Below are 22477 nucleotides of genomic sequence, written 5' to 3'. Positions count from 1 at the left end.
AGTTTCCAATCGGGGGAATGGGGGCTTAAATACTTGAAACGATTGAAATTGTTTCAATCGGTTTAAAATTCAAAATTTTTTAAGATTTGCACAAGCCTGCCATATTGGCGCGGCGGGCGGGGCGGGAGAGGGTGGACAGGAGGCGGGCAGACTGCCTACCTCCCGCCAATTGCTGCATCAGGCCATTTTGGTCAGCACGGCAACGCCGGGCAGTTCCTTGCCTTCCATCCATTCCAGAAAGGCGCCGCCTGCGGTGGAAACATAGGAGAAATCATCTGCCACGCCCGCGTGATTGAGGGCGGAGACCGTATCGCCGCCACCGGCAACGGAGGTCAGCTTCCCAGCTTCGGTGCGCTCTGCGGCGTGCTTTGCAGCGGCAACCGTTGCCGTGTCGAAGGGCGGAATTTCAAAGGCTCCGAGCGGGCCGTTCCAGACCAGCGTGGAAGCCCTGGAGATCCATTCATTGACGGCGGCCACCGATTTCGGGCCAACATCCAGCATCATCGCATCGGCGGGAATGGCCGTGACGGAGACGGTTTCATTGTCGGCATTAGCCTTGAATTCGCGGGCCACCACGCCGTCTTCCGGCAGAACGATGGCGCAGCCCGCACTTTCGGCTTCGATCATGATCTGCTTTGCCGTCTCGGCGAGGTCGTGTTCGCAAAGCGACTTGCCGACATTCACGCCGCGCGCGGCGATGAAGGTATTGGCCATGCCGCCGCCGATAACCAGCGCATCGACCTTCTTCACGAGGTTCATCAGCAGATCGATCTTGGTGGAAACCTTGGCGCCGCCTACGATGGCCACGACCGGGCGGGCGGGATTGCCAAGACCCTTTTCCAGCGCTTCCAGCTCTTCCTGCATGGTGCGGCCGGCATAGGCGGGCAGGTGGTGGGCAAGGCCCTCGGTGGATGCATGGGCGCGGTGGGCGGCGGAGAAGGCGTCGTTGACGTAGATGTCGCCATTTTCTGCGAGTTCTGCGGTGAATTCCGGGGTATTCTTTTCTTCACCCTTGTGGAAGCGGGTGTTTTCCAGAAGCAGGATGTCGCCATTGTTCATTCTGGCAATGGCCGAGGCTGCGGCATCGCCCACGCAGTCTGCGGCAAAGGCTACTGCCTGATCCAGCACTTCCTGCACGGCAGGCACGATTTGCGAAAGCGACATGTCGGCCACCGGCTCGCCCTTCGGGCGGCCGAAATGCGCCAGCAGAATGACCTTGGCGCCCTTGCCGGACAGTTCCCGGATCGTCGGGGCAACGCGCTCGATGCGGGTGGCGTCTGTCACCTTGCCGCCGGATACGGGCACGTTGAGATCCACGCGCACAAGCACACGCTTGCCCGCGATGTCGGTAAGGTCGTCCAGAGTTTTGAAAGCCGGCATAATCACGTTTCCCGTCAAGGCAGGGCCGGGGCCGCGGATTGCCGCGCCAACCCTGCAAGATGAACAAAGTCGAAGACTGCCCTCTGGGCCGATGACGGCTGCGGACGCTTCTCCCCTGGCAGGGCCGAATGCCCCGCCGCGTGCGGACCTTACACCGCCCGACGCCAGAAGCAAGCCGGGTTGACGCTCACCGCCGCCGCAACGCCTGCACCTGCTGGCTGATCCAGCAGCCAAATCGCCTAAGGCTGAGAAAGACCGGAATGGGCCGTGGCGGGGCCAGTTGTTCCATGGAAACGCCGACGGAGGCGATATGGCCGTTTTCATCGATGTCGCGCACGATCAGGATGATGTGTCCAAGGCGCACCCGGTCTGCATAATCGGCCCGCCCGCCAAGGCGGGCTTCCATGACCTCGCCCAACGGCCTTGGCCGCTCCGCATCGGTGAAAAGACCGGGTCCATAGGCCGCATCCACCTCGCCTGCGGGGCGGGTGGGGGAGACGATGAAGGTGCCGAAAAATTCGCTATCGTCCTTTTCCACCGGCGCCTTGGAGGCAAAAAGCCGGTCCAGCAGGCGGGAATAGCCCGGCGCGATGAACAGATAGAGTTGATCATTCTCGCGAAGCCGCCCGGCATATTGGTAGCGCATGGATTTGCCATCGCGAATGACCAGCGAGGGCATGGCCCAGCGCGGGATACGCTCGCCTTGCAGCACGGGGCTGCCCGCCACAACGCGGTAGGAAAGCAGTTCGTGATGGGCCGCGCCCGGCAGGTCCAGTTCCACCTTGTCGATGGCGCCGATGCGCGGCGGCACGATCAGGCCGAGGCTTTTGGCCACCGGCTTGATGGTCCAGCCCTGAAGAATGAGCGAGATCATCACCACGATAAAGGCCGTGTTGAAATAGATGCGCCCGTCCGGCAACTCGTTGAGCATCGGTACGATGGCCAGCAGGATCGAAACCGCACCGCGCAAGCCCACCCATGAAACGAAGCTTTTTTCCTCCCGCGTGAAGGGGAAGGGGATGAGACAGAGCCACACCGCGGCAGGGCGCGCCACGAACACCAGAAACAGGCCCAGCACCATGGCTGGCAGCAGGATGGCGGGAAATTCGGAGGGGGTGGCCAAAAGCCCCAGCACCAGGAACATGATGATCTGTGCCAGCCATGTCATGCCTTCCTGGAAGCGGGTGATGGCGGCAGTGCCGGGGATCTTCTTGGCGCCCGCGTAGATGCCGGCCACATAAACCGCCAGAAAGCCGCTGCCGCCGACCGCGCCCGTATAGGAAAACACCACCATGGACAGCGCCAGCACGATAATTGGCAGAAGTCCGCGCTCGATAGGGATTTTCTTGACGATGAACACGATGACCGCACCGCCCAGCAGGCCGAGCGCCAGCCCCATGCCCATTTGCTCGATGAACAATTGCAGCATGTGCAAATCGAGCTGGGTGTGATCCTTGCCCTGCTTCAGCGCCTCCACCAGCGCCATGGTGAGAAAGATGGCCATGGGATCGTTGGTGCCCGATTCCACCTCAAGCGAGGAGCGCACCTGATCGCGAATATTGATGCCGCCAATGCGTAGCAGGAAGAAAACCGCCGCCGCATCGGTAGAGGCGACGATGGAGCCGAGCAACATTCCCTCCAGCACGGAAAAGCCAAGCAGCCAGCAGGCCATGATCCCGAACAGGCCGGCCGTGATCAGAACGCCGCCGGTGGCAAGGGTGATGGCCGGGGCAGCCGCTTGTTTGAAGGCCTGCAAGGGTGTGTGATAGCCGGAATCGAACAGAATGACGGCCAGGGCCAGCGAACCGATCGTGTAGGCGACCTGTCCGTTGGAGAAATTGATGCCCAGCCCGTCCACGCCTGCCAGAAGGCCGATGCCGAGGAAAAGCAGAAGCAAAGGTGCGCCGAAACGGAAGGCAATGAGGCTGGAAAAGGCAGCAAACAGGATAAGCGCCGTCAGAACGAGTGTGACGATGTAAAACTGTTCCAAGCTGCAACCCCCTATGCCTGCCGTCCCCCGCGGCAATCTATGGCTGTCGTTCCGCACGCGGACCATGGGCGCGGCACGAAATCGCGCTCTATCGACGGAGCCCCTTCCCGCAGTTCCGGGAAAGGGCTGTTGTCACAGCCGGGAGAAAATGGCGCAAGGCCGCCACGAACGAATCTTCTGTCCGAACTATGATGGCAGTAGGGCCAAATGCCAAATAAAAAGACGGACCGGCAGGGCCGATCCGTCGATTTTCCGATCTCGAAAAACAGAAATCAGATGAACTTGGCGAAGGCAACCGCCGTGTCGCTCATGCGGTTCGAGAAGCCCCATTCGTTGTCGTACCAGGTGAGGATACGCACGAAGGTGCCTTCGAGAACCTTGGTCTGATCGATCGCGAAGATCGAGGAATGGGCATCGTGGTTGAAGTCGCGGGAGACGAGCGGCTCTTCCGTAAAGCCCAGCACGCCCTTCAGCGGGCCGTTCGTGGCCGCAGCCTTGATGGCGTCGTTGATTTCCTGAACGGTGGTGGCGCGCTTGGCCACGAACTTCAGATCGACCACGGAAACATTGGGGGTGGGAACGCGCACGGAGGTACCGTCCAGCTTGCCCTTCAGTTCCGGCAGAACCAGGCCGACGGCCTTGGCAGCACCGGTGGAGGTGGGGATCATCGACAGGGCCGCGGCGCGGGCGCGGTAGAGATCCTTGTGCATCTGGTCCAGCGAAGGCTGGTCATTGGTGTAGGAATGGATCGTGGTCATGAAACCATGATCGATGCCGACGGCATCGTTAAGCACCTTGGCCACCGGTGCGAGGCAGTTGGTGGTGCAGGATGCGTTGGAGATGACCAGATGATCCTTGGTGAGCTGGTCATGGTTGACGCCGTAAACGACGGTAAGATCGGCGCCGTCGGCCGGAGCCGAAACGATGACGCGCTTGGCGCCTGCGGTCAGGTGAGCTGCGGCCTTGTCGCGCGCGGTGAAAATACCGGTGCATTCCATGGCGATGTCAACGCCGAGTTCCTTGTGCGGCAGGGTTGCCGGATCCTTGACGGCCGTCACCTTGATCGGCTTGCCGCCATTGATGACGATGCTGTCGCCTTCCACCTTGACGTCGGCCGGGAAGCGGCCGTGAATGCTGTCATAGCGCAGCAGGTGGGCATTGGTTTCAACCGGGCCGAGATCGTTGATGGCCACGACCTCGATGTCGGTCCGGCCGGATTCAACGATGGCGCGCAGCACGTTACGGCCAATACGACCAAAGCCGTTGATGGCTACTTTCACAGTCATTCGCGTTCACTCCCGCTCTAGGGCAATTCCTCTAGGCCCGATTGGCCTGTGGAAGGCATTGCAAAAAAAATCGATGGCAGCATTTGCCGTGATGGCCAGTCGGCCGTGGCCGGCTGGCGGCTTATCCGCCGTTCTGGGGCCGGGTGTGCAGTTCTCCCGACCCGACGGATGGTTCCCTCAGGCCAGGCGAGCTTCGGCCTTTTCCACGATGGCTTCCACCGTGATGCCGAAGTGCTTGTAGAGTTCCTTGTAAGGGCCGGAAGCGCCGAAAGACGCCATGCCGACGAACGCGCCATCCGAGCCGATAATGGCATCCCAGCCCTGGCGGATGGCGGCTTCGACGCCGATCTTCACCGGCGCATCGCCGATCACGGCCTTGCGATAGTCCTCCGGCTGTTCGAAGAACAGATCCATGCAGGGGACGGAAACGACGCGGGCGGCAATTCCCTTTGCTGCCAGCGCTTCCTGCGCCTTCACGGCCAGTTCCACTTCCGAGCCGGAGGCGAAGATCGAGACCTTGGCATTGTCGGCGCCGATCAGCTCATAGGCGCCCTTGGCGCAAAGATTTTCCGCCACGTAGGTTGTGCGCACCGGCATCAGGTTCTGGCGCGTCAGCGCAAGACCGGAGGGGCGGTCGGTATGCTCGATGGCGACCTGCCAGCATTCCGCCGTTTCCGTGGCATCCGCCGGACGGAACATCATCAGGTTGGGGATGGCGCGCAGCGCGGCCATCTGCTCCACCGGCTGATGGGTGGGACCATCTTCGCCAAGGCCGATGGAATCATGCGTCAGCACGTGGATGACGCGAATGCCCATCAGGGCGGCCAGACGGATGGAGGGGCGGCAATAATCGGAGAAGATCAGGAAGCCGCCGGAATAGGGAATGAGACCGCCATGCAGCGCAATGCCGTTCATGGCCGCTGCCATGCCGTGTTCGCGAATACCGTAATGAATGTAGCGGCCTGCGAAATTGGTGGGCGTGATGGAGGCCGTCTGGCTGGTCTTGGTGTTGTTGGAGCCCGTCAGGTCGGCAGAGCCGCCGATCGTTTCCGGCACGGCGCCGTTGATGACCTCGAGCGCATCTTCGGATGCCTTGCGGGTGGCAAGGGTGGGCTTGGTATCGGCCAGCTTCTTTTTGTAATCGGCAATGACCGCATCGAAACCTTCCGGCAGCTTGCCATCGAAGCGGCGCGAAAATTCCGCCTTGCGGTCTGAAGCGGCAAGGGCTTTTTCCCATTCCGCCCTGAGGCCTGCGCCACGGCCGCCAGCCTCACGCCATGCGGACAGCACGTCTTCCGGCACGGAGAAAGCTTCGGCTTCCCAGCCGAGCGCCTTGCGCGTGGCAGCAATTTCTTCCGCACCCAGCGGCGAGCCATGGACCTTGTGGGTGCCGGCCTTGTTGGGCGCGCCGAAACCGATCACCGTCTTGCAGGCGATCATGGTCGGCTTTTCGGATGTCTTGGCTTCGCGAAGGGCCGCGGCAATGGCTTCCGGATCATGACCGTCCACGGCCAGCGTGTTCCAGCCGGAGGCGCGGAAGCGGGCGTGCTGGTCGGTGCTGTCGGCCAGCGAGATCGCGCCGTCGATGGAAATGCCGTTATCGTCCCAAAGCACGATCAGCTTGTTGAGCTTGAGATGCCCGGCCAGCGAAATCGCTTCCTGACTGATGCCTTCCATGAGGCAGCCGTCACCGGCGATGACATAGGTATAATGGTTCTGGAGATCCTTGCCGAATTCATCGGCGAGTTTCTTTTCCGCCAGCGCCATGCCGACCGAGGTGGCAATGCCCTGACCGAGGGGGCCGGTGGTGGTTTCGATGCCTTCGATATGGCCATATTCCGGGTGGCCGGCGGTCTTGGCGCCGATCTGGCGGAAGTTGCGGATGTCGTCGAGGGTGATGTCCTCATAACCCGTGAGATAGAGCAGCGAATAGAGGAGCATCGAGCCATGACCTGCCGACAGCACGAAACGGTCGCGGTTGGGCCATTTCGGCGCCTTCGGGTCGAAGTTCAGGAACTCCGTGAACAGCACCGTGGCGACGTCCGCCATGCCCATCGGCATACCGGGATGGCCGGAATTGGCCTTTTCAACCGCATCCATGGACAGGAAACGGATCGCATTTGCCATGCGGTTGTGCTTTTCGGGAGAGGTCATGACTATTCCGCTTTTTCCGGGTCTCAAAAAGACGGCCGCCGTCGCGGCGAACGTCGGGAAGCGACCGATCCTTAGCAGGTGGAACGGCCAAGTCAATAAAGTGCTCCATGGATGAGCGTCTTTATCGGAAGAAATCCTTTTTCTGCCTTATTTCTGATCAGTGTGCATCCGCTGGTCAGTAAAAGATCAGGCGGCATCGCCTTGCAAGAGGCGCAAACCGCCTTCGTCCACAAGCGCAAACTGCTGAAAAGCACGGCTTTTGTTGACGAGGCTTGTCATGGACGACTAGTGTCGAAATTGGACAGGGGACAGGTTTTCGTGATTCCACCCGTAAGGATGGGGGGATCTGCTGTCTCTGCCACAAGGCTGCAAGCCGGGGGACTGGATGGCGACGGACAGGACTGAAGCCGCGCTCGGCGCATTGAAACAGGCGCTTGCCGGTCTGGAAAATGCCGTGGACATGCGCATGGACCAGCAGCGGGCAAGCGTGGAGGTGGAGCATGAGGTTCGCCGGGTTCATGCAGATCGCGCCCGTCTGGCGCAGGAGCTGGACCAGTCGCAGTTTCGCGCCAACCGTCTGGAAGAGGTCAACAGGGAAGTATCCCGGCGGCTGGTGACGGCCATGGAAACCATTCGCGCGGTGTTGGATCGCTGATTTTCCACCAAACGCAAATTTCGGTCATGTCGCCGGAAATTCGAAAAGACATGTATTCCAGATCAGGATCCGACGGATCGGCAAAGGGCAAAATCGGACAGACATGGCACAAGTCACGGTCAGCATAGACGGAAAAGCCTATCGGATGGCCTGCGAAGAGGGCCAGGAAGCCCATCTGATCGAGCTTGCCACGCAATTCGACCGCTATGTCGGCCATTTGAAGGGGCAATTCGGCGAAATCGGTGATCTGCGCCTGACCGTCATGGCAGGTATTATGGTCATGGATGAGATGATGGAGCTTCGCCGCCGCCTTGCCGGGCTGGAGGCCTCCCATTCGGGTGCAGCAGGGCGGGAGGAAATGCTGGTGACAGCCATTCTCGAGCTGACCGAGCGTATCAACGGCGTGACCCGCAAGCTCACCGCAAGGCCTGAACCGCAGCAATCGTGAAAGCGCGGGCGCCATCCCTGTGCCTTGCATCAATTTCAAAAGGATTTGCACAGGCGCCTCTGGTTTTTCAAACCGGTCGGCGTTATATCTTGTTTGCGGTCTGCGCTTCCCGACAGGATCTCACAATCCCTGGGGCCATACCCGATCTTGAGGGAGCTGTCCCTGTCCAGGCCCGTGGGCTTGGTCATATGGCGCCCACCTACTTTGTAGGCTCCCAGGATCGTACCTTTCCATCGGTCGCCGTGGATCGCACCTCTTTACATCTTCTGGCTGCATCTGTACTTCTTTCCCTCCCGTCTTGCATTCACCGAATGCCGGTGTCTGGCGCAGTGAGGATCAAATGTATCAGCCTCCCCATTTTCGCATGTCGGATGATGCCGCTTTGTTGTCCTTCATTGAAGGCCATCCGCTCGGTCTGCTTATTTCGTCGGGCGCAAGCGGTCTCATCGCCAATCCCGTGCCATTCTTCCTGCGCCGTTCCGAGGAAGGAGAGGGGGCTTGTCTGGTCGCCCATCTGGCAAAAGCCAATCCGCAATGGCAGATATTGGCGCATGGTGCGGAGGTGTTGGTGGTCTTTTCCGGGGCAAATCATTACGTCTCTCCCGGCTGGTATGCCACGAAACGGGAAACCGGCAAGGTTGTGCCCACATGGAATTATCAACTGGTGCAGGTGCGCGGCCATGCCCGCGTCCATCATGATCCCGAGTGGTTGCTGGCACAGGTAGAGCAACTTACGGGTCAGAACGAGGCGCATCGGCAAGAGGCGTGGGCTGTCAATGATGCACCTGAAGCCTTTTTGGCTGGGCAGTTCAAGGGCATTGTCGGCATAGAGATTGAAATCACCTCGCTTGAGGGCAAGCTGAAGGCCAGTCAGAACCGCAGTCCGGCCGACCGGGAAGGCGTTGTTTCAGGCCTTGAACGCGAGGAAACTCCAGAGGCTGCTGCCATGCTCAATCTCATGCAGGGCTGATTGAGGACGGGAAAAGAGTGTACCGGCACACCATCATCTGCGCGGCCAGGGCAAACGGACCGCGCTGTAATACCAAGGCTCGAAGATGCTACTGCATAATTCCTTAAATCGGAATCGATTTAAGGTGAAAATTATGCAGCAGCTTTAAAATGTTACAGCGTCCTTTGTGCGTTTGATCACTGTACACGACGCTACGGTTTTGCGTGTGGTTTACCCCCCCTCTGTCCTGCCGGACATCTCCCCCTCAAGTGGGGAGATCGGCAAGATCAAGGCCCTGCCTGAATTCCTGAAAAAGGCCGTAACCACACCTATTCATTGAAGAATGGCGCTTTGTCCGTATTGCAATCTCCACCCTTGAGGGGGAGATGCCTGGCAAGGCAGAGGGGGGTAGGCCACGCCACATGCCTAAGCGTCGTGTACTGTGGCGTTTGTTAAAACGCACGGCGCTGTAACGCATCCTCGCCTTGAAGGAATTTCGAATATCGCAACTGCGTCAGTTGCTTGCGATATTCGAAAAAGGAATACCAAGAATCATTTTCAATGACCCCTGGTATAAGCTTGGGCTTCCGTCAGGAAGCGTACGGCGCTGTGGCCACAACTGAAAAGGCCCGGTTGTCCGGGCCTTTTTCGTTTCGATCAAAATTCTTCCCAATTGGCCTCGCTGGAGGCGGCGGTCGAGCCGCCGCCGAAGGCGCCGGCGAGCTTGCCCATGATATTGCGGGCGGGAGAGGAGACAGGGCGCGAGGTGGGCGCAGCCGCCTTGAGCCTGGAGGTGCCGGTCTTCGGCGCGGCGGGCGCAGCTTCTGCGGCAGGCGCGGGGTTTGTCGGGCGGGTGAAGGATTTTCCGGTGGCTTGCGGGGCCGCCGGACGGCTTGCTGCCGCCATGCCCGCCGATTGCGGCACCTTGAACTGGCCGATCTGCCCGACGAGGTTTCCAGCGCTTTCGGCAAGCCTGTGGGTGACGGCGGTGGTTTCTTCCACCATCGCGGCGTTTTTCTGGGTGAACTGGTCCATCTGGTTCACCGAGGCATTGATTTCCTGAAGGCCGGTGCTTTGCTCACGCGAGGAGGTGGCAATGGCCGAAATGAAGCCGTTGATCCGCGAGACCTGCTCGGAGATCGCGCCAAGCGCATCGCCTGTTTCGCGCACCAGCTTCACGCCGCCCGCGACTTCCTCGCCGGATTTGGTGATCAGCGCCTTGATGTCCTTGGCGGCGTTGGCCGAGCGCTGGGCGAGTTCGCGCACTTCCTGGGCGACGACGGCAAACCCCTTGCCAGCTTCGCCGGCACGGGCCGCTTCCACGCCTGCGTTGAGGGCCAGCAGGTTGGTCTGGAACGCAATCTCGTCGATCACATTGATGATCTTGGAAATCTCGCTGGAGGCCTGTTCGATGCGGCCCATGGCAGTCACGGCTTCCGAAACGACGCGGCTTGAGCTTTCGGTGTTGACCTGCGCTTCGGCGGCAAGGGTGGAGGCTTCCTGCGCACGTGCCGCAGAGCTGCGGACGGTGCCGGTGATTTCTTCAAGCGCCGCCGAGGTCTGTTCGAGCGATGCGGCCTGCTGTTCGGTACGGCCTGCCAGTTCGCCAGCCGCAGAGCGCATTTCGTTGCCGCTTGCCTCGATGGTCATCGCTTCCTGGCGCAGTCTCTCCATGGCGTTGCTCAGCGTTGCGACGGAATGGTTGAAATCCTGTCGCAACGGCTCCAGTTCCGGCACGAATTGCTGTTCGATGCGCGTTGTCAGGTCGCCAGCTGCCAGTTTATGCATGGCATCGGCCAATGCGTCGGCACAGATGCGACGACTGCGGGCCTCGTCGTCCTTCTCCGCTTCGCGTGCAAGACGCTCTTCCTCGCCAAGGCGGCGGGCTTCGGCGGAGCTGCGCTCAAGCGCCAGCTTTTCCGTGGCATTGCGGCGGAAGATTTCGAGCGCACGGGCCATGGCGCCGATTTCGTTACCGAGATCCTGAAAGGGAATGACGAGGTCCTTGCCATCGGCCAGTGAAACCGCCGTCTGCGTAAGCACCGGTACGGGGCTCATGATGCGGCGCGTGATGAAGATCATCAGCAACATGGCGACAATGAAGGCGACGAATGCGGTGATGGCGATGGTTACGGCGAATTCATGCGCTATGCTGGCAATGTCTGCAACGCGCACGCCCGCATATAGAATGCCGATGACCTTGCCGCCCGCATTCACGATGGGCTGGTAGATGGTGTAGTAGGGCGTGTTGAGAATGACGGCTTCGCCGCGATAGAGCTTGCCACCTGAAACGACGGGATAGACCGCTCCCTTGGGATCGAGCGGGGTTCCGACTGCGCGCTTGCCATCGGCGGCAACGATGTTGGTCGTCCGGCGAATGAAGCCCTGCTTTTCATCGTCCCAGGAAAACAGGGTCGCGGTCTGGCCGGTCATGCGTCCGATGGAATCGATCATCTGGGTAGTGTCGAAAGATGCAGGCAGACTGTCTGCGGTGATCTTTGCAACATTGCCATCGGCGGCCCATGTAACCTGAACGCCGGGAACCTGGTTTTCCAGAATGGTGGCCGCAACCCGCAGATTGCTATCCTGGCTCTCGATGGCCTGCCGCTGGATCTTCTTGTCGATGAAAGACGAGATGGTCCAGGCAACGGAGGCGAGCGAAAGAATGAGAAGGAGCGATGTGGCGGCCATGATGGCGCCCACAAGCCCGAAGCGGGAGAAAGTCTTCATGCGGTCCGGCCCTTAAAACGAATGGTCTTTTTGTTTTATTTGATGAACGTTAAATTTAAGTTGTAAGCTGCTTGACGCGGATTTTTCCATGCGGTCCCTTCACTCCGCAGGGCGCAAGGCCGACAAGCGGATTCCAGATGCGTTCTCTTTTCACTTAGTTCCGGATGTAAAGCCGAATACACTTCTGCTTACACCAGCACATTGGACGGCCGCAGGCCGGGGGAGGTGGAAATGACACAGGCTGCCAGCATCAAGCAGGATTTGCGGCGTGCATGTCTGGCGCGTCGCGACCTGTTGTCGCTTGAGCAGCGTGCGGTGTTTTCCACAGCAATTGCCAGTGCCGCCGTCGCCGTACTGGATCCTGTGTCCGGAAAGCGGATTGCGGGCTTTTATCCCATCCGTTCCGAAGTCGATGTGTTGCCGCTGCTTGCGCTCCTGCGTCGCCGTGGCGCGTTGATCGGACTTCCCGTCGTGCTGGATCGGGAAACCATCGTTTTCCGTCTATGGGAGGAGGAGGTGGAACTGGTGAAGACCGGCTTTGGCACGCGCGGGCCGGGACCGGATGCTGCCATCATGCGGCCTGATCTGCTTTTGATGCCGCTGGCGGGCTTCGACGCGGCGGGAAACCGCATCGGTTACGGCGCTGGACATTACGATCGCGCCATTGCGGCAATGATTGCGGCGGGACACAGGCCTCGTCTGATCGGTCTGGCTTTCGCCTGCCAGGAGGTGGAGCGGGCACCGGCCGAACCGCACGACATGGCCCTGGACGGCGTGATTACCGAAACTGGCTTCCGCGATTTCAGGACATGACGGTGCATGGCGCAAACCGGGAGGGGCGTTTCGCGCAAGCGTGAGCGCAATCCTGGGACGCGCCGTTATACCGGGGTGAAAGGGCGGCTGCCTTTTGACCTTCGTGCCCTGAGCGTTTAAGGAATGTCCAACGTAAAACGGGGCAGGCGCCGGTTCACATGGAAAGCGCCAGCCAATAGCAACGGGATCACCGAATGCGGCTGCTTTTTCTGGGGGACATGGTAGGCAAGACCGGACGCACGGCCGTCTGGGAAAAGCTGCCGGGTCTCATCGCCGATCTGAAACTCGATTTCGTCATCGTCAACGGTGAGAATGCCGCTGGCGGCTTTGGCATTACCGAGGAGATTTTCCTCGAAACCGTCAATGCCGGCGCCGATGTTGTTACCACCGGCAATCATGTGTGGGATCAGAAGGAGGCTGTCAGTTTCTGCACCCGCCACGACCAGTTTCTGCGACCGGCAAATTATCCGGCAGGCACGCCGGGCAAGGGCTCGGGTCTGTTTTATGCGCGCAACGGCGCAAGAGTGCTGGTGGCCAATATCATGGGCCGCGTTTTCATGCATCCCGAACTGGACGACCCGTTCAAATCCGCCGAGAGCATTCTGGCGGCCTGTCCGCTGAAGGAGCAGGCCGACGCGATCATCTTCGATTTCCATGCCGAGGCCACCAGTGAAAAGCAGTGCTTTGGCCACTTCGTCGATGGCCGGGCCAGTCTCGTCGTCGGCACGCATACGCATGTGCCCACCGCCGACCACCAGATTCTCAATGGCGGCACCGCCTACATGTCGGATGCAGGCATGTGTGGCGATTACGACTCCTCCCTTGGCATGGAAAAGGAGGAGCCGCTGAACCGCTTCATTTCCAAAATGCCGAAGGGGCGCTTCGAGGCGGCAAGCGGACCTGCAACGCTGTGCGGACTGGGTGTGGAGATTTCCGACACGACCGGTCTTGCAGAAAAAATCGCGCCTTTACGGATTGGCCCGCGTCTTGCCGAAACGATCCCGCCCTTCTGGCTGTGAGCCTGGGTGGCCGAAAAAAAGCACAATCTTCGCAAATACTTAAATAACGCCTCGTGTCACACTTAACGGAAATGTGACTGCCGCTGGTGGGGAGGGGGACTTTACCTCTCCCGGTGGAAAGCGCATTCTGGGGGCGACTGATAAAGAGGTGCTGCACAGGACGATAGCGGTATCATTACCGGTTTTGTCTTCCTTCGGTGGCGACGGCCTCCGCCCCGAAAGACACCTCCCTCAGTCGATGCCAACTGGCGGCGGAGAAGGCCCGCGATCAGATTTGCAAGTTTCAGGTTGCTGGAGCGCTCCAGCCCCAGTTGGCGAAAATCTGATGAATTATGACTGGTGAGGACAGGGCCGCGTGCGGCCCTGTTTTTTCTATTGCCGCGGTCCGTTCCCGCTTCAACGCTTCAATTCTACCGAATAGTTTCTGTTTCGAGCCGGGCCCTGTCCAAGAAATTATCCAATGTGGTCATCTCCACCCGACACCAGCCCTTCGCCTTGCAAACGGCTGCGGCGCGGCTCTACTGCATAATTCCTTAAATCGGAATCGATTTAAGGTGAAAGTTATGCAGCAGATTTAAAGTGTTACAGCGTCCTTCGTGCGTTTGATCACAGTACACGACGCTTAGGCATGTGGCGTGGCCTACCCCCCTCTGCCTTGCCAGGCATCTCCCCCTCAAGGGGGGAGATTGCAATACGGACAAAGCGCCATTCTTCAATGAATAGTTGTGATGACGGTCTTTTTCAGGAATTTAGTCAGGGCCTTGATCTTGCCGATCTCCCCCTTTGAGGGGGAGATGTCCGGCAGGACAGAGGGGGGTAAACCACACGCAAAACCGTAGCGTCCTGTACTGTGGCGTTTGATAAAACGCACGGCGCTGTAAATATGCCTCAGGCGAAGTTCAGGTGGTGATGCACACCCACCTGCGGCAGTTTTTCAGGGTCGAGATTGGCCTTGGCGATTTCCCAGCCAAATTTCATCGGATTTCCGGTCGAGGCCCAGATTTCGGCGCTGTCCACATGCAAGGCAAGCATGGTGAGGGCCGGATCCTTTTTGCCATCGTGGAACCAGGCTTCCACCACCGAGCTCCAGTATTCATCGATCTTGGCTGGATCGCGCCGTACCTCGATGACGCCCGACATGCAGGCGTGATAATCATGGTCCTTGCCGACCACGCAGAACATGGCCCGTGTGCCGGGCCGGATGGAGGAGGTCAGCTCCGTATCCATGCGGGTGAAGAACCAGATGGTGTTGGTGCGCGGATCGCCATAGGGCGCCATGGGCTGCATATGCATGGTGGACCCTTCCAGACCCAGCATTCCGGCGTGTATATCACCGATTTCCTTCCACAATTGCGTGACCGGCGCTTCGCGGGCTTCAGACATGCTGGCCATGGATTTTCCTTCCTGTGTTGCTGTTGAAATCGTCAAGGCTGCAACGCCGGCAAGGCCGCATGGTTCCTGCCGGCTTTTGCGCAAAACCGGCTTCCACTTTGGCCCGACAAACTCTATAAGGGCCGCACTTCACGAAATAGATGATGTCAGGGGTGCCATGGCTGGCCATTCACAGTTTAAAAACATCATGCATCGCAAGGGTCGTCAGGATGCCGTGCGGTCTAAAATGTTCTCCAAGCTGGCGCGCGAAATCACCGTCGCGGCCAAGACGGGAATGCCCGATCCCAACATGAACCCGCGCCTGCGTCTGGCCATCCAGAATGCCAAGGCGCAGTCCATGCCGAAGGATAATATCGAGCGCGCCATCAAGAAGGCAGCGGGCGGTGATGGCGAAAACTATGACGAGGTTCGTTACGAAGGCTACGGTCCCGGCGGCGTGGCCGTTATCGTCGAGGCGCTGACCGACAACCGCAACCGGACCGCCTCCAATGTCCGCTCGAGTTTCACCAAGGCCGGTGGTGCGTTGGGTGAAACCGGCTCGGTCTCCTTCTCCTTCGACCGCGTCGGCGAAATCGTCTACAAGCCAGAGGTTGGCGACGCCGACAAGGTGATGGAAGCGGCTATCGAAGCCGGTGCCGAGGATGTTGTCAGCGACGAGGACGGTCACACCATCATTTGCGGTTTTGAAGACATGGGTGAGGTTTCCAAGGCTCTGGAAGCGACGCTCGGCGAAGCCTCGTCCGTCAAATCTGTCTGGAAGCCGCAAAACACCGTGCCGGTGGATGAGGAAAAGGCCCAATCGCTGATGAAACTCATCGAAAGCCTTGAAGACGATGACGACGTCCAGAACGTCTATTCGAATTTCGAAGTATCCGAAGAAGTCATGGCCAAGCTTTCGGCCTAAAGCATTTCCAGCAAAAGTGTATTCGGTTTTGCGTCCGGAAATGCGTCGAAGCAGACAGTTAGAGACTTTCACCGTTTCCGTGAAACAGTGAAAGTCTCTAACATACCGGAACAATCAAAAAGCCCGGCGCGCCTTTTGGCTGCCGGGCTTTTTCATGCAATGCTCGAAGGCCTGCCGATTTTCCCTTACGCTGCTTCGTCGCGGCAATTGGCGATAGTGTTGACCAGCTCGTTGACGATCCGCTCGATCTGGCTGCGATCATCGCCTTCGGCCATCACACGAATGAGAGGCTCTGTGCCGGAGGGGCGAATGACGAGACGGCCCTTTTGGGCAAGCTCATGTTCTGCCTGACGAATGGCCTCGCGCACATGGGTGTTTTCCAGCGGTTTTCCCCCGGAAATACGCACATTGCGCAGCAATTGCGGGACCGGATCGAAGCGGTGGCATACCTCGCTGACCGTTTTGCCCGTGCGCTTGACGGCAGCCAGAATTTGCAGCGCCGCCACGAGACCGTCGCCGGTGGTGCCGAAATCCGAAAGAACGATGTGGCCGGATTGCTCGCCGCCGACATTGAAATCGTGGTTGCGCATATGCTCCACCACGTAGCGGTCGCCAACCTTGGTGCGGGCAAGGTCAAGACCCTTGTCGTTGAGAAAGCGTTCCAGCCCAAGGTTGGACATGACGGTGGCGACAATGCCGCCGCCCTTGAGAATCTGATCCTGCGCCCAGCTTTCGCCAATCACTGCCATCAGCTGGTCGCCATCGACGATGGCGCCGGCCTCATCGACGATGATGACGCGGTCGGCGTCGCCGTCGAGGGCAATGCCGATGTCGGCGCGCACTTCATGCACTTTTTTCTGCAAGGCAGCGGTGTGGGTGGAGCCGCATTCAAGGTTGATATTGGTGCCATTCGGCTCGTTGCCAATGGTGACGACCTCGGCGCCAAGTTCCCAGAGGGCGGCAGGTGCGACCTTGTAGGCGGCGCCATTGGCGCAGTCTATGGCGATCCGCAGACCATTCAGCGTTACATCCCGCGGAAGCGTGCGTTTAACGAATTCGATATAGCGGTAAATGTCGCCATCCACACGCTTTGCGCGGCCGATCTGATCGGCCTTTGCCAGTGGCAGAGGGGCTTCCTGGTCCAGCAGGCCTTCGATTTCCGCCTCAAGCTCATCGGAAAGCTTGTAACCATCAGGGCCGAACAGCTTGATGCCATTATCGGCGAAAGGATTGTGAGAGGCCGAAATCATCACGCCAATATCGGCGCGCAGCGAGCGTGTCAGCATGGCGACTGCGGGGGTAGGGATGGGGCCCAGCAGAAAAACATCCAGCCCGGCGGCGGTGAACCCGGCGACCAGAGCGTTTTCCAGCATATAACCCGAAAGGCGGGTATCCTTGCCAATGACGACCCGGTGGCGATGATGGCCGCGACGGAAAATCGTACCGACCGCAATGCCGACCTTCATGGCCAGATCCGGGGTCATGGGGAACACGTTGGATTGTCCGCGAATTCCATCCGTACCGAAATAACGTCGTGTCATGCCGTCTCCTGCAATGCCGCCAGATTTTGGCGGTTTCGTCTGTCCAGACCAAGCGTAGTCAGCCCGGATGATATGAATGTTCATAAAGCCTGGCGGGCAAGCAAGACTGCCTTGATCCCGCCCGCCGTCTTGCTCTCGCAACGAGTGCCAATAGAGCGGTTCATTGTTTTACGAAACCACAATACACGACGCTACGGTTTTGCGTGTGGTTTACCCCCCTCTGTCCTGCCGGACATCTCCCCCTCAAGGGGGGAGATCGGCAAGATCAAGGCCCTGACTAAATTCCTGAAAAGGCTGTCATCACAAATACTCATTGAGAATGACGCCTTTACGGCATTGCAATCTCCCCCCTTGAGGGGGGGATGCCTGGCAAGGCAGAGGGGGGTAGGCCACGTGACATACCTCAGCGTCGTGAACTGTGTACGGAAACAATGAACCGCTCCATGTTTCTGTTTCTACGCATTTTAGGACGGAAAACCGGGTTCTACGTTTCCTGAAAATGCTTTGGCAGTTCCTGATGGCACGAAACGCACCGCTTTTCACTTAAATTACCAAGAAAGCTGCTTATATGCCGTTACCATAACGGGCAGCCCTGCCGTGGCGACAGCAAAACGCCCACCGGTGGGTGGGCGTTTGTCGCATCGCAAGCGATAATAGCGATCAATGCGGCTGCGGTTCCAGCCCACCCTCGGCCTCGCCCTTCGGCGTGTCCTTCTTGCCTGCGGAGGGCACTGCGGAGCCACGATTGGAGGGGCCATCCTCACCGGTGTCACGGGAAGGCTTTTCGCCCTTGATCAGCGCCTTGATCTCTTCGCCAGACAGGGTTTCATATTCCAGAAGCCCTTCGGCAAGAGCAACGAAGTCGTCATGCTTTTCCGTCAGGATCCGCCGCGCTTCGGTATAGGCGGAGTCGATCAGGCGGCGCACTTCATTGTCGATCTTCTGGGCGGTGGCTTCAGACACGTTCTTGCTCTGCGAAACCGAATGGCCAAGGAACACTTCCTGCTGGTTTTCGCCATAGGCAACCTGACCGAGTTCATCGGAAAAGCCCCATTGCGTGACCATGGCGCGGGCAAGCTTGGTGGCCTGCTCAATATCGGAGGATGCGCCGGAGGTGATGTTTTCCTTGCCAAAGGTGATTTCCTCGGCAACGCGGCCGCCCATCATGATGACGAGGCGCGATACCATCCACTTGTAGCTCATGGAATAGCGATCACCTTCGGGCAGCTGCATCACCATGCCAAGGGCGCGACCACGCGGAATGATGGTCGCCTTGTGCAGCGGATCGGCCACCGGCACGTTGAGCGCGGTGATGGCGTGACCTGCCTCATGATAGGCGGTCAGCTTCTTTTCCGCCTCCGTCATGGCGGAGGAGCGGCGCTCCGCGCCCATCATGATCTTGTCCTTGGCGTCTTCGAATTCCTGCATGGTGACGACGCGCTTGTTGCGGCGGGCGGCCATGAGGGCGGCTTCGTTGACGAGGTTCATCAGGTCTGCGCCGGAAAAGCCCGGCGTGCCGCGTGCCAGCGTCTTGAGATCGACATTGGGCGCCAGCGGCACGTTGCGGGCATGAACCTTGAGGATGCGTTCACGGCCGACGATGTCGGGGTTTGGCACCACGACCTGACGGTCGAAACGGCCCGGACGCAGCAGCGCCGGATCGAGAACGTCGGGGCGGTTGGTGGCGGCAATGAGGATGATGCCTTCATTGGCCTCGAAACCGTCCATTTCCACCAGAAGCTGGTTCAGCGTCTGCTCGCGCTCGTCATTGCCGCCGCCGAGACCGGCGCCACGATGACGGCCAACGGCGTCGATTTCGTCGATGAAGATGATGCAAGGCGCGTTTTTCTTGGCCTGCTCGAACATGTCGCGCACGCGGCTGGCGCCGACCCCCACGAACATTTCCACGAAGTCGGAACCGGAAATGGTGAAGAAGGGCACATTGGCTTCACCGGCCACGGAGCGAGCCAGAAGCGTCTTGCCGGTGCCGGGCGGGCCAACCAGCAGCACGCCGCGCGGGATTTTGCCGCCAAGGCGCTGGAATTTCTGCGGATCGCGCAGGAATTCCACGATTTCCTCCAGATCCTGCTTGGCCTCGTCCACGCCTGCCACGTCATCGAAGGTCACGCGGCCATGCGCTTCGGTGAGAAGCTTGGCCTTGGACTTGCCAAAACCCATTGCCCCGCGCGAGCCGCCCTGCATCTGCCGCATGAAGAACAGCCAGACGCCGAGAATGATGAACATTGGCAACAGTGTGCCAAGCCAGTTGAGGAAGCCCGAGGAGCCATCCGATTCCGGACGGGCGACGATCATGACGTTTTTCGTCTGCAATTTCTGGAGCAGGCTGTCGTCAACCAACGGCGCGTAGGTCTGGAAGGCGGCGCCGTTTTCCACATAGGTGCCAAGCACGCGATTGCCCGTGACGGTCACGTCCCGCACGCGGCCGGAATCGATCTCCCGCAGGAACTGCGAATAGGGAATCTCGCGGGAACTGCTCTGCGACGGTGATGTCTGGAACATGCTGAACAGCGCGACCAGCAACAAGGCTATGATCGCCCACAGCGCGAGATTTCGGAAATTTGGGTTCATTGAACTCCCCAGGAATGATGCGGGGCGGGAAGTGCCGCCTTATGGTCGGACTATAACATAGGTTTCTTCGGGCGGCTTGCCAAGGCAAAGGCCTCCTGCCACGTGTATTTCGGTCAACAAGACTTAAAAAGGTGCAGCCGGGAAGGGGGCGAGCCCGAATTTGCGGGCAAGTGCGCTGGCAAGCGGCAGATCGAAACCCGGCAGAAAACGGCGATAAGGCGCGAGAACCGGCCAGAAAACCTGGTTTTTGCCGCAGGCGGGCAAGGTATCGGCCGCAAGTTTCACAAGGGAGCGGGGCAGGCGGGGCGTAATTTCCCCGGAAATTTCCGGGAGGACCGATGTCGATGGGGCGCGTAGCCCCGGCATAGTTGAAAACCCTTCCGGCTCCTTTTGGCGGATGGTCGCGGATGGAAAACCGGCTTTCCCATTGCCGTCAAATAGGCCAGCACCAATGGTTACGGCAAACCTGTCTTCATTCTGTACGACGAAACGCCCGTCCCAGAGGCCCCTTTCGCCGGGCAGAAGGCTGAGCTGCGGCAGGTTGCGCCTTTCCCTGACGATAAAAATGCCGCCTGAATGCCGGTGCAGGAGGCAGCCGCCAACAGTCAGGCGCTGGCCGGGCGGCTTGCCCGCAAGGGTTAGAATAGCATTCAGCCCTGCCGCGCCGGGGCCGTAGGCCTGCCCGCCGAAACAGGCCAGGAGTGGCGATAGCAGGGCGCGCAGGGCAGAAGGCTGGTCGTGAAAAGCGGCAATCGCCACGTTGCCCAGAAATGGCCAGGGCATATCGAAAAAGGCGGTGCAAAGCCGGGCGGCCTCTTGCATCACATTGCTTCGCCCCGCGCCAAGGCCCGGTTCCGGAAGGGGGAGAGGGAGATGATCGGCCCCGGCCAGCCGCAGGCGGGCGCGTTCATAGGCCGGATTGCTGTTGCTTGGATCCTCCACCCAATTCTGGCCCCGGTGTTCAAGAAGGCTGCGGATCGCGCCGCGCGTCACGGCGAGAAGCGGACGATAGATCCACACGCGGCTATCAAAAAGCAGGCTGGCGGCCATGCCGGAGAGGCCGGTCGCATCCACGTCCAAGCTGTCCTTCAGCCGCTTGGCGCGCATGGCGATGGTTTCCGCCTGGTCGTTCGCGGTGTGGCCGGTGAGAATGGCATCGGCGCCGCATTCTGCGGCAAGGTCAGCCAGAAGATCGTACCGCGCCTCGCGCGCTGCGGCGGAAAGGCCGCTTTGCGGCTTGTCGCCCTCCCAGCGCCGGATGAAATGGGCAATGCCATGGCTGGCCGCAATCCTGCCCACGAAGGCCGCTTCTTCGGCAGCCTCCGGCCGCAAACCGTGATCGATGGTGGCGGTGGCAAGGCTGATGGATTTGTCGCCAAAACGTGGCTGACGCAGCAGATGGACAAGCCCTAGCAGCAGCCCGAGGGAATCGCTGCCCCCCGAAACGGCAAGAAGCAGGCGCGAGCCTGCGGGGACCCGCTCAAGAAACCCGCCAAGGGCTGCGAGCGCATCGCTTCGGTCTGGCTGGGGGATGGGCGGGAAAGCTGGCTCAGGCCCGGTGGCGCGCGGAGCGCTCATCCGCAGGCAAGCCGCTTCTGCTCGCTGGCCACCTTGGTCTGCACGGCCTTGGAGGCGGTGGGGTAGCGCTTGTTGACCTCGCGCAGCGTGGCGCAGGCGGTATCCTTGTTATCGAGCGCTGCAAGCGACATGCCGAGCTTCAGCAGCATTTCAGGTGCCTTGGGGGTCTTGCCATAGGCCTGATAGGATTTCAGGAAGGTTTCGGCGGCTTCCTTATAGCGGGACTGCGAATATTGCGCTTCGCCCAGCCAGAAGCTTGCATCCGCGGCGCGGCTGCTTTGCGGATAACGGGAAAGGAAGTCTTTGAACTCGCCCTCGGCCGCCTTGTAATCGCCGGAGAGAACATGCGTATAGGCAAGCTGATAAAGATCGTTTTCACCACCGGAAGCGGTCGTTCTGGCGGGTGTTCCGGTTGCAGTTGCGGGTGATGCCGGGCTCTTGCCGCTGGCATTGGCGCCTGCTGCGCCGTTGACGGTGGCGCCCACGGGATTTCCGCTATTGTCCATCTCGATGGAGCCGAGCGTGGTTGCGCCGGGCGCGCCGCTCTGGCCTTGGGTGCTGGACGCGGAATTTGCGCTTCCGGAGTTGGCAATGATCTGGCCAACCCCGTCGCCGCCCTGCGGGGCAGGGGCGGCGGGCTGGCGGCTCGCTACAGCCGGCTCCGTGGAGCCGCCTGCGTCACTTCTTTTTTTTTCCAGCTCCTGGAATCGGAATTCATTGTCTTCCTGCGTCTTGCGCATCTGTTCCTGCATTTGCAGAAGCTGATAGCGCATGTCCTCGACAAGGCCGTTCAGCTGGCGGTTCTGCTCTTCCAACTGCTGGATACGGTAGGTGTCATTGGACTGGACCTGCTGAACCGGCAGGTTGCTTGCCTGCGGCTGCGGGCGGGAAGAGTGACCGAAAAAGGAGAAGGCATAGCTGCTTGACATAGGCTGGAGGATGGTGGCGGCGCCTACGATCCCGGCCAAGACAAGTCTCTTCATCTGTTCTCGTTCCTGTTTTGCTGTTTCCATATGCCGGACATCGACCGGGATGCACTTTTCATGGAA

General features: G+C 59.8%; 17 protein-coding genes and 1 other RNA gene. 8 read left to right on the top strand and 10 right to left on the bottom strand.

All coding sequences use genetic code 11. The annotated features are described in order from the left end of the window. Nucleotides 1-177: 177 nt before the first annotated feature. The 4 genes from T424_RS0111790 to tkt form a co-directional block, all read right to left on the bottom strand. Entirely contained in the window at nucleotides 178-1380 is a 1203-nt protein-coding gene (locus T424_RS0111790) for a phosphoglycerate kinase (RefSeq protein ID WP_027487913.1), read from the bottom strand. Between the two features lie 187 nt (nucleotides 1381-1567). After that, nucleotides 1568-3370 (bottom strand): potassium/proton antiporter, encoded by a 1803-nt coding sequence (locus T424_RS20855; RefSeq protein WP_051558947.1) that lies wholly within the window; start codon nucleotides 3368-3370, stop codon nucleotides 1568-1570. 272 nt (nucleotides 3371-3642) lie between these two features. Continuing rightward, entirely contained in the window at nucleotides 3643-4656 is a 1014-nt protein-coding gene (gene gap / locus T424_RS0111780) for a type I glyceraldehyde-3-phosphate dehydrogenase (protein WP_027487912.1), read from the bottom strand. A gap of 177 nt (nucleotides 4657-4833) precedes the next feature. Then, nucleotides 4834-6810, bottom strand: a complete 1977-nt coding sequence (gene tkt, locus T424_RS0111775; RefSeq protein WP_027487911.1) for a transketolase — start codon at nucleotides 6808-6810, stop codon at nucleotides 4834-4836. A 111-nt stretch (nucleotides 6811-6921) separates the two neighbouring features. On the opposite strand from tkt, the gene T424_RS22545 reads away from it, so the two are divergent. The 5 genes from T424_RS22545 to T424_RS0111750 all read left to right on the top strand — a co-directional run bounded on the left by T424_RS22545 (nucleotide 6922) and on the right by T424_RS0111750 (nucleotide 8883). Next, complete coding sequence (locus T424_RS22545; protein ID WP_154664891.1) at nucleotides 6922-7215, top strand: hypothetical protein; 294 nt, start codon at nucleotides 6922-6924, stop codon at nucleotides 7213-7215. Further along, nucleotides 7196-7465, top strand: coding sequence for a DUF4164 domain-containing protein (locus tag T424_RS0111760; RefSeq protein ID WP_027487910.1), 270 nt, complete (start codon nucleotides 7196-7198; stop codon nucleotides 7463-7465). Before T424_RS22545 ends, T424_RS0111760 begins: the two co-directional genes overlap by 20 nt. 103 nt (nucleotides 7466-7568) lie before the next feature. Beyond that, on the top strand, nucleotides 7569-7913 hold the full coding sequence (locus T424_RS0111755) for a cell division protein ZapA (RefSeq protein ID WP_027487909.1): 345 nt from the start codon (nucleotides 7569-7571) through the stop codon (nucleotides 7911-7913). A 94-nt stretch (nucleotides 7914-8007) separates the two neighbouring features. Then, a non-coding RNA gene (ssrS, locus tag T424_RS22090) (6S RNA) lies at nucleotides 8008-8166 on the top strand. 87 nt (nucleotides 8167-8253) lie between these two features. Continuing rightward, nucleotides 8254-8883 carry an FMN-binding negative transcriptional regulator gene (locus T424_RS0111750; protein ID WP_027487908.1) on the top strand — a complete coding sequence of 210 codons (630 nt, stop codon included), beginning with the start codon at nucleotides 8254-8256 and terminating at the stop codon, nucleotides 8881-8883. 636 nt (nucleotides 8884-9519) lie between these two features. Here T424_RS0111750 and T424_RS0111745 read toward each other — a convergent pair. Then, on the bottom strand, nucleotides 9520-11592 hold the full coding sequence (locus T424_RS0111745) for a methyl-accepting chemotaxis protein (protein WP_027487907.1): 2073 nt from the start codon (nucleotides 11590-11592) through the stop codon (nucleotides 9520-9522). Nucleotides 11593-11823: 231 nt separating this feature from the next. Here T424_RS0111745 and T424_RS0111740 point away from each other — a divergent pair, with 231 nt between their 5' ends. Next, the gene (locus T424_RS0111740; RefSeq protein ID WP_027487906.1) at nucleotides 11824-12405 is read left to right on the top strand and encodes a 5-formyltetrahydrofolate cyclo-ligase; all 582 of its coding nucleotides are present in this window, start codon (nucleotides 11824-11826) and stop codon (nucleotides 12403-12405) included. Nucleotides 12406-12599: 194 nt separating this feature from the next. Further along, nucleotides 12600-13424, top strand: coding sequence for a TIGR00282 family metallophosphoesterase (locus T424_RS0111735; RefSeq protein ID WP_027487905.1), 825 nt, complete (start codon nucleotides 12600-12602; stop codon nucleotides 13422-13424). An 888-nt stretch (nucleotides 13425-14312) separates the two neighbouring features. Here the strand turns inward: T424_RS0111735 and T424_RS0111730 are convergent. Continuing rightward, a complete protein-coding gene (locus T424_RS0111730; RefSeq protein ID WP_027487904.1) occupies nucleotides 14313-14816 on the bottom strand; it encodes a pyridoxamine 5'-phosphate oxidase family protein in 504 nt (167 codons plus the stop codon). Nucleotides 14817-14973: 157 nt separating this feature from the next. Here T424_RS0111730 and T424_RS0111725 point away from each other — a divergent pair, with 157 nt between their 5' ends. After that, nucleotides 14974-15720 (top strand): YebC/PmpR family DNA-binding transcriptional regulator, encoded by a 747-nt coding sequence (locus T424_RS0111725; RefSeq protein ID WP_027487903.1) that lies wholly within the window; start codon nucleotides 14974-14976, stop codon nucleotides 15718-15720. A 185-nt stretch (nucleotides 15721-15905) separates the two neighbouring features. Here T424_RS0111725 and glmM read toward each other — a convergent pair whose 3' ends face one another. The 4 genes from glmM to ybgF all read right to left on the bottom strand — a co-directional run bounded on the left by glmM (nucleotide 15906) and on the right by ybgF (nucleotide 22411). Next, nucleotides 15906-17261 (bottom strand): phosphoglucosamine mutase, encoded by a 1356-nt coding sequence (gene glmM / locus T424_RS0111720; RefSeq protein ID WP_027487902.1) that lies wholly within the window; start codon nucleotides 17259-17261, stop codon nucleotides 15906-15908. Nucleotides 17262-17921: 660 nt separating this feature from the next. Then, the gene (ftsH, locus tag T424_RS0111715) at nucleotides 17922-19850 is read right to left on the bottom strand and encodes an ATP-dependent zinc metalloprotease FtsH (RefSeq protein ID WP_027487901.1); all 1929 of its coding nucleotides are present in this window, start codon (nucleotides 19848-19850) and stop codon (nucleotides 17922-17924) included. A gap of 123 nt (nucleotides 19851-19973) precedes the next feature. Next, the gene (gene tilS, locus T424_RS20850) at nucleotides 19974-21428 is read right to left on the bottom strand and encodes a tRNA lysidine(34) synthetase TilS (RefSeq protein ID WP_051558946.1); all 1455 of its coding nucleotides are present in this window, start codon (nucleotides 21426-21428) and stop codon (nucleotides 19974-19976) included. After that, nucleotides 21425-22411, bottom strand: a complete 987-nt coding sequence (ybgF, locus tag T424_RS0111705) for a tol-pal system protein YbgF (protein ID WP_027487900.1) — start codon at nucleotides 22409-22411, stop codon at nucleotides 21425-21427. The genes tilS and ybgF overlap by 4 nt, the downstream gene beginning before the upstream one ends. Between the last annotated feature and the right edge of the window lie 66 nt (nucleotides 22412-22477).

Source organism: Allorhizobium undicola ORS 992 = ATCC 700741, from assembly GCF_000621665.1.
Taxonomy (GTDB): domain Bacteria; phylum Pseudomonadota; class Alphaproteobacteria; order Rhizobiales; family Rhizobiaceae; genus Allorhizobium; species Allorhizobium undicola.
This window is presented reverse-complemented; position numbering and strand designations above follow the sequence as displayed.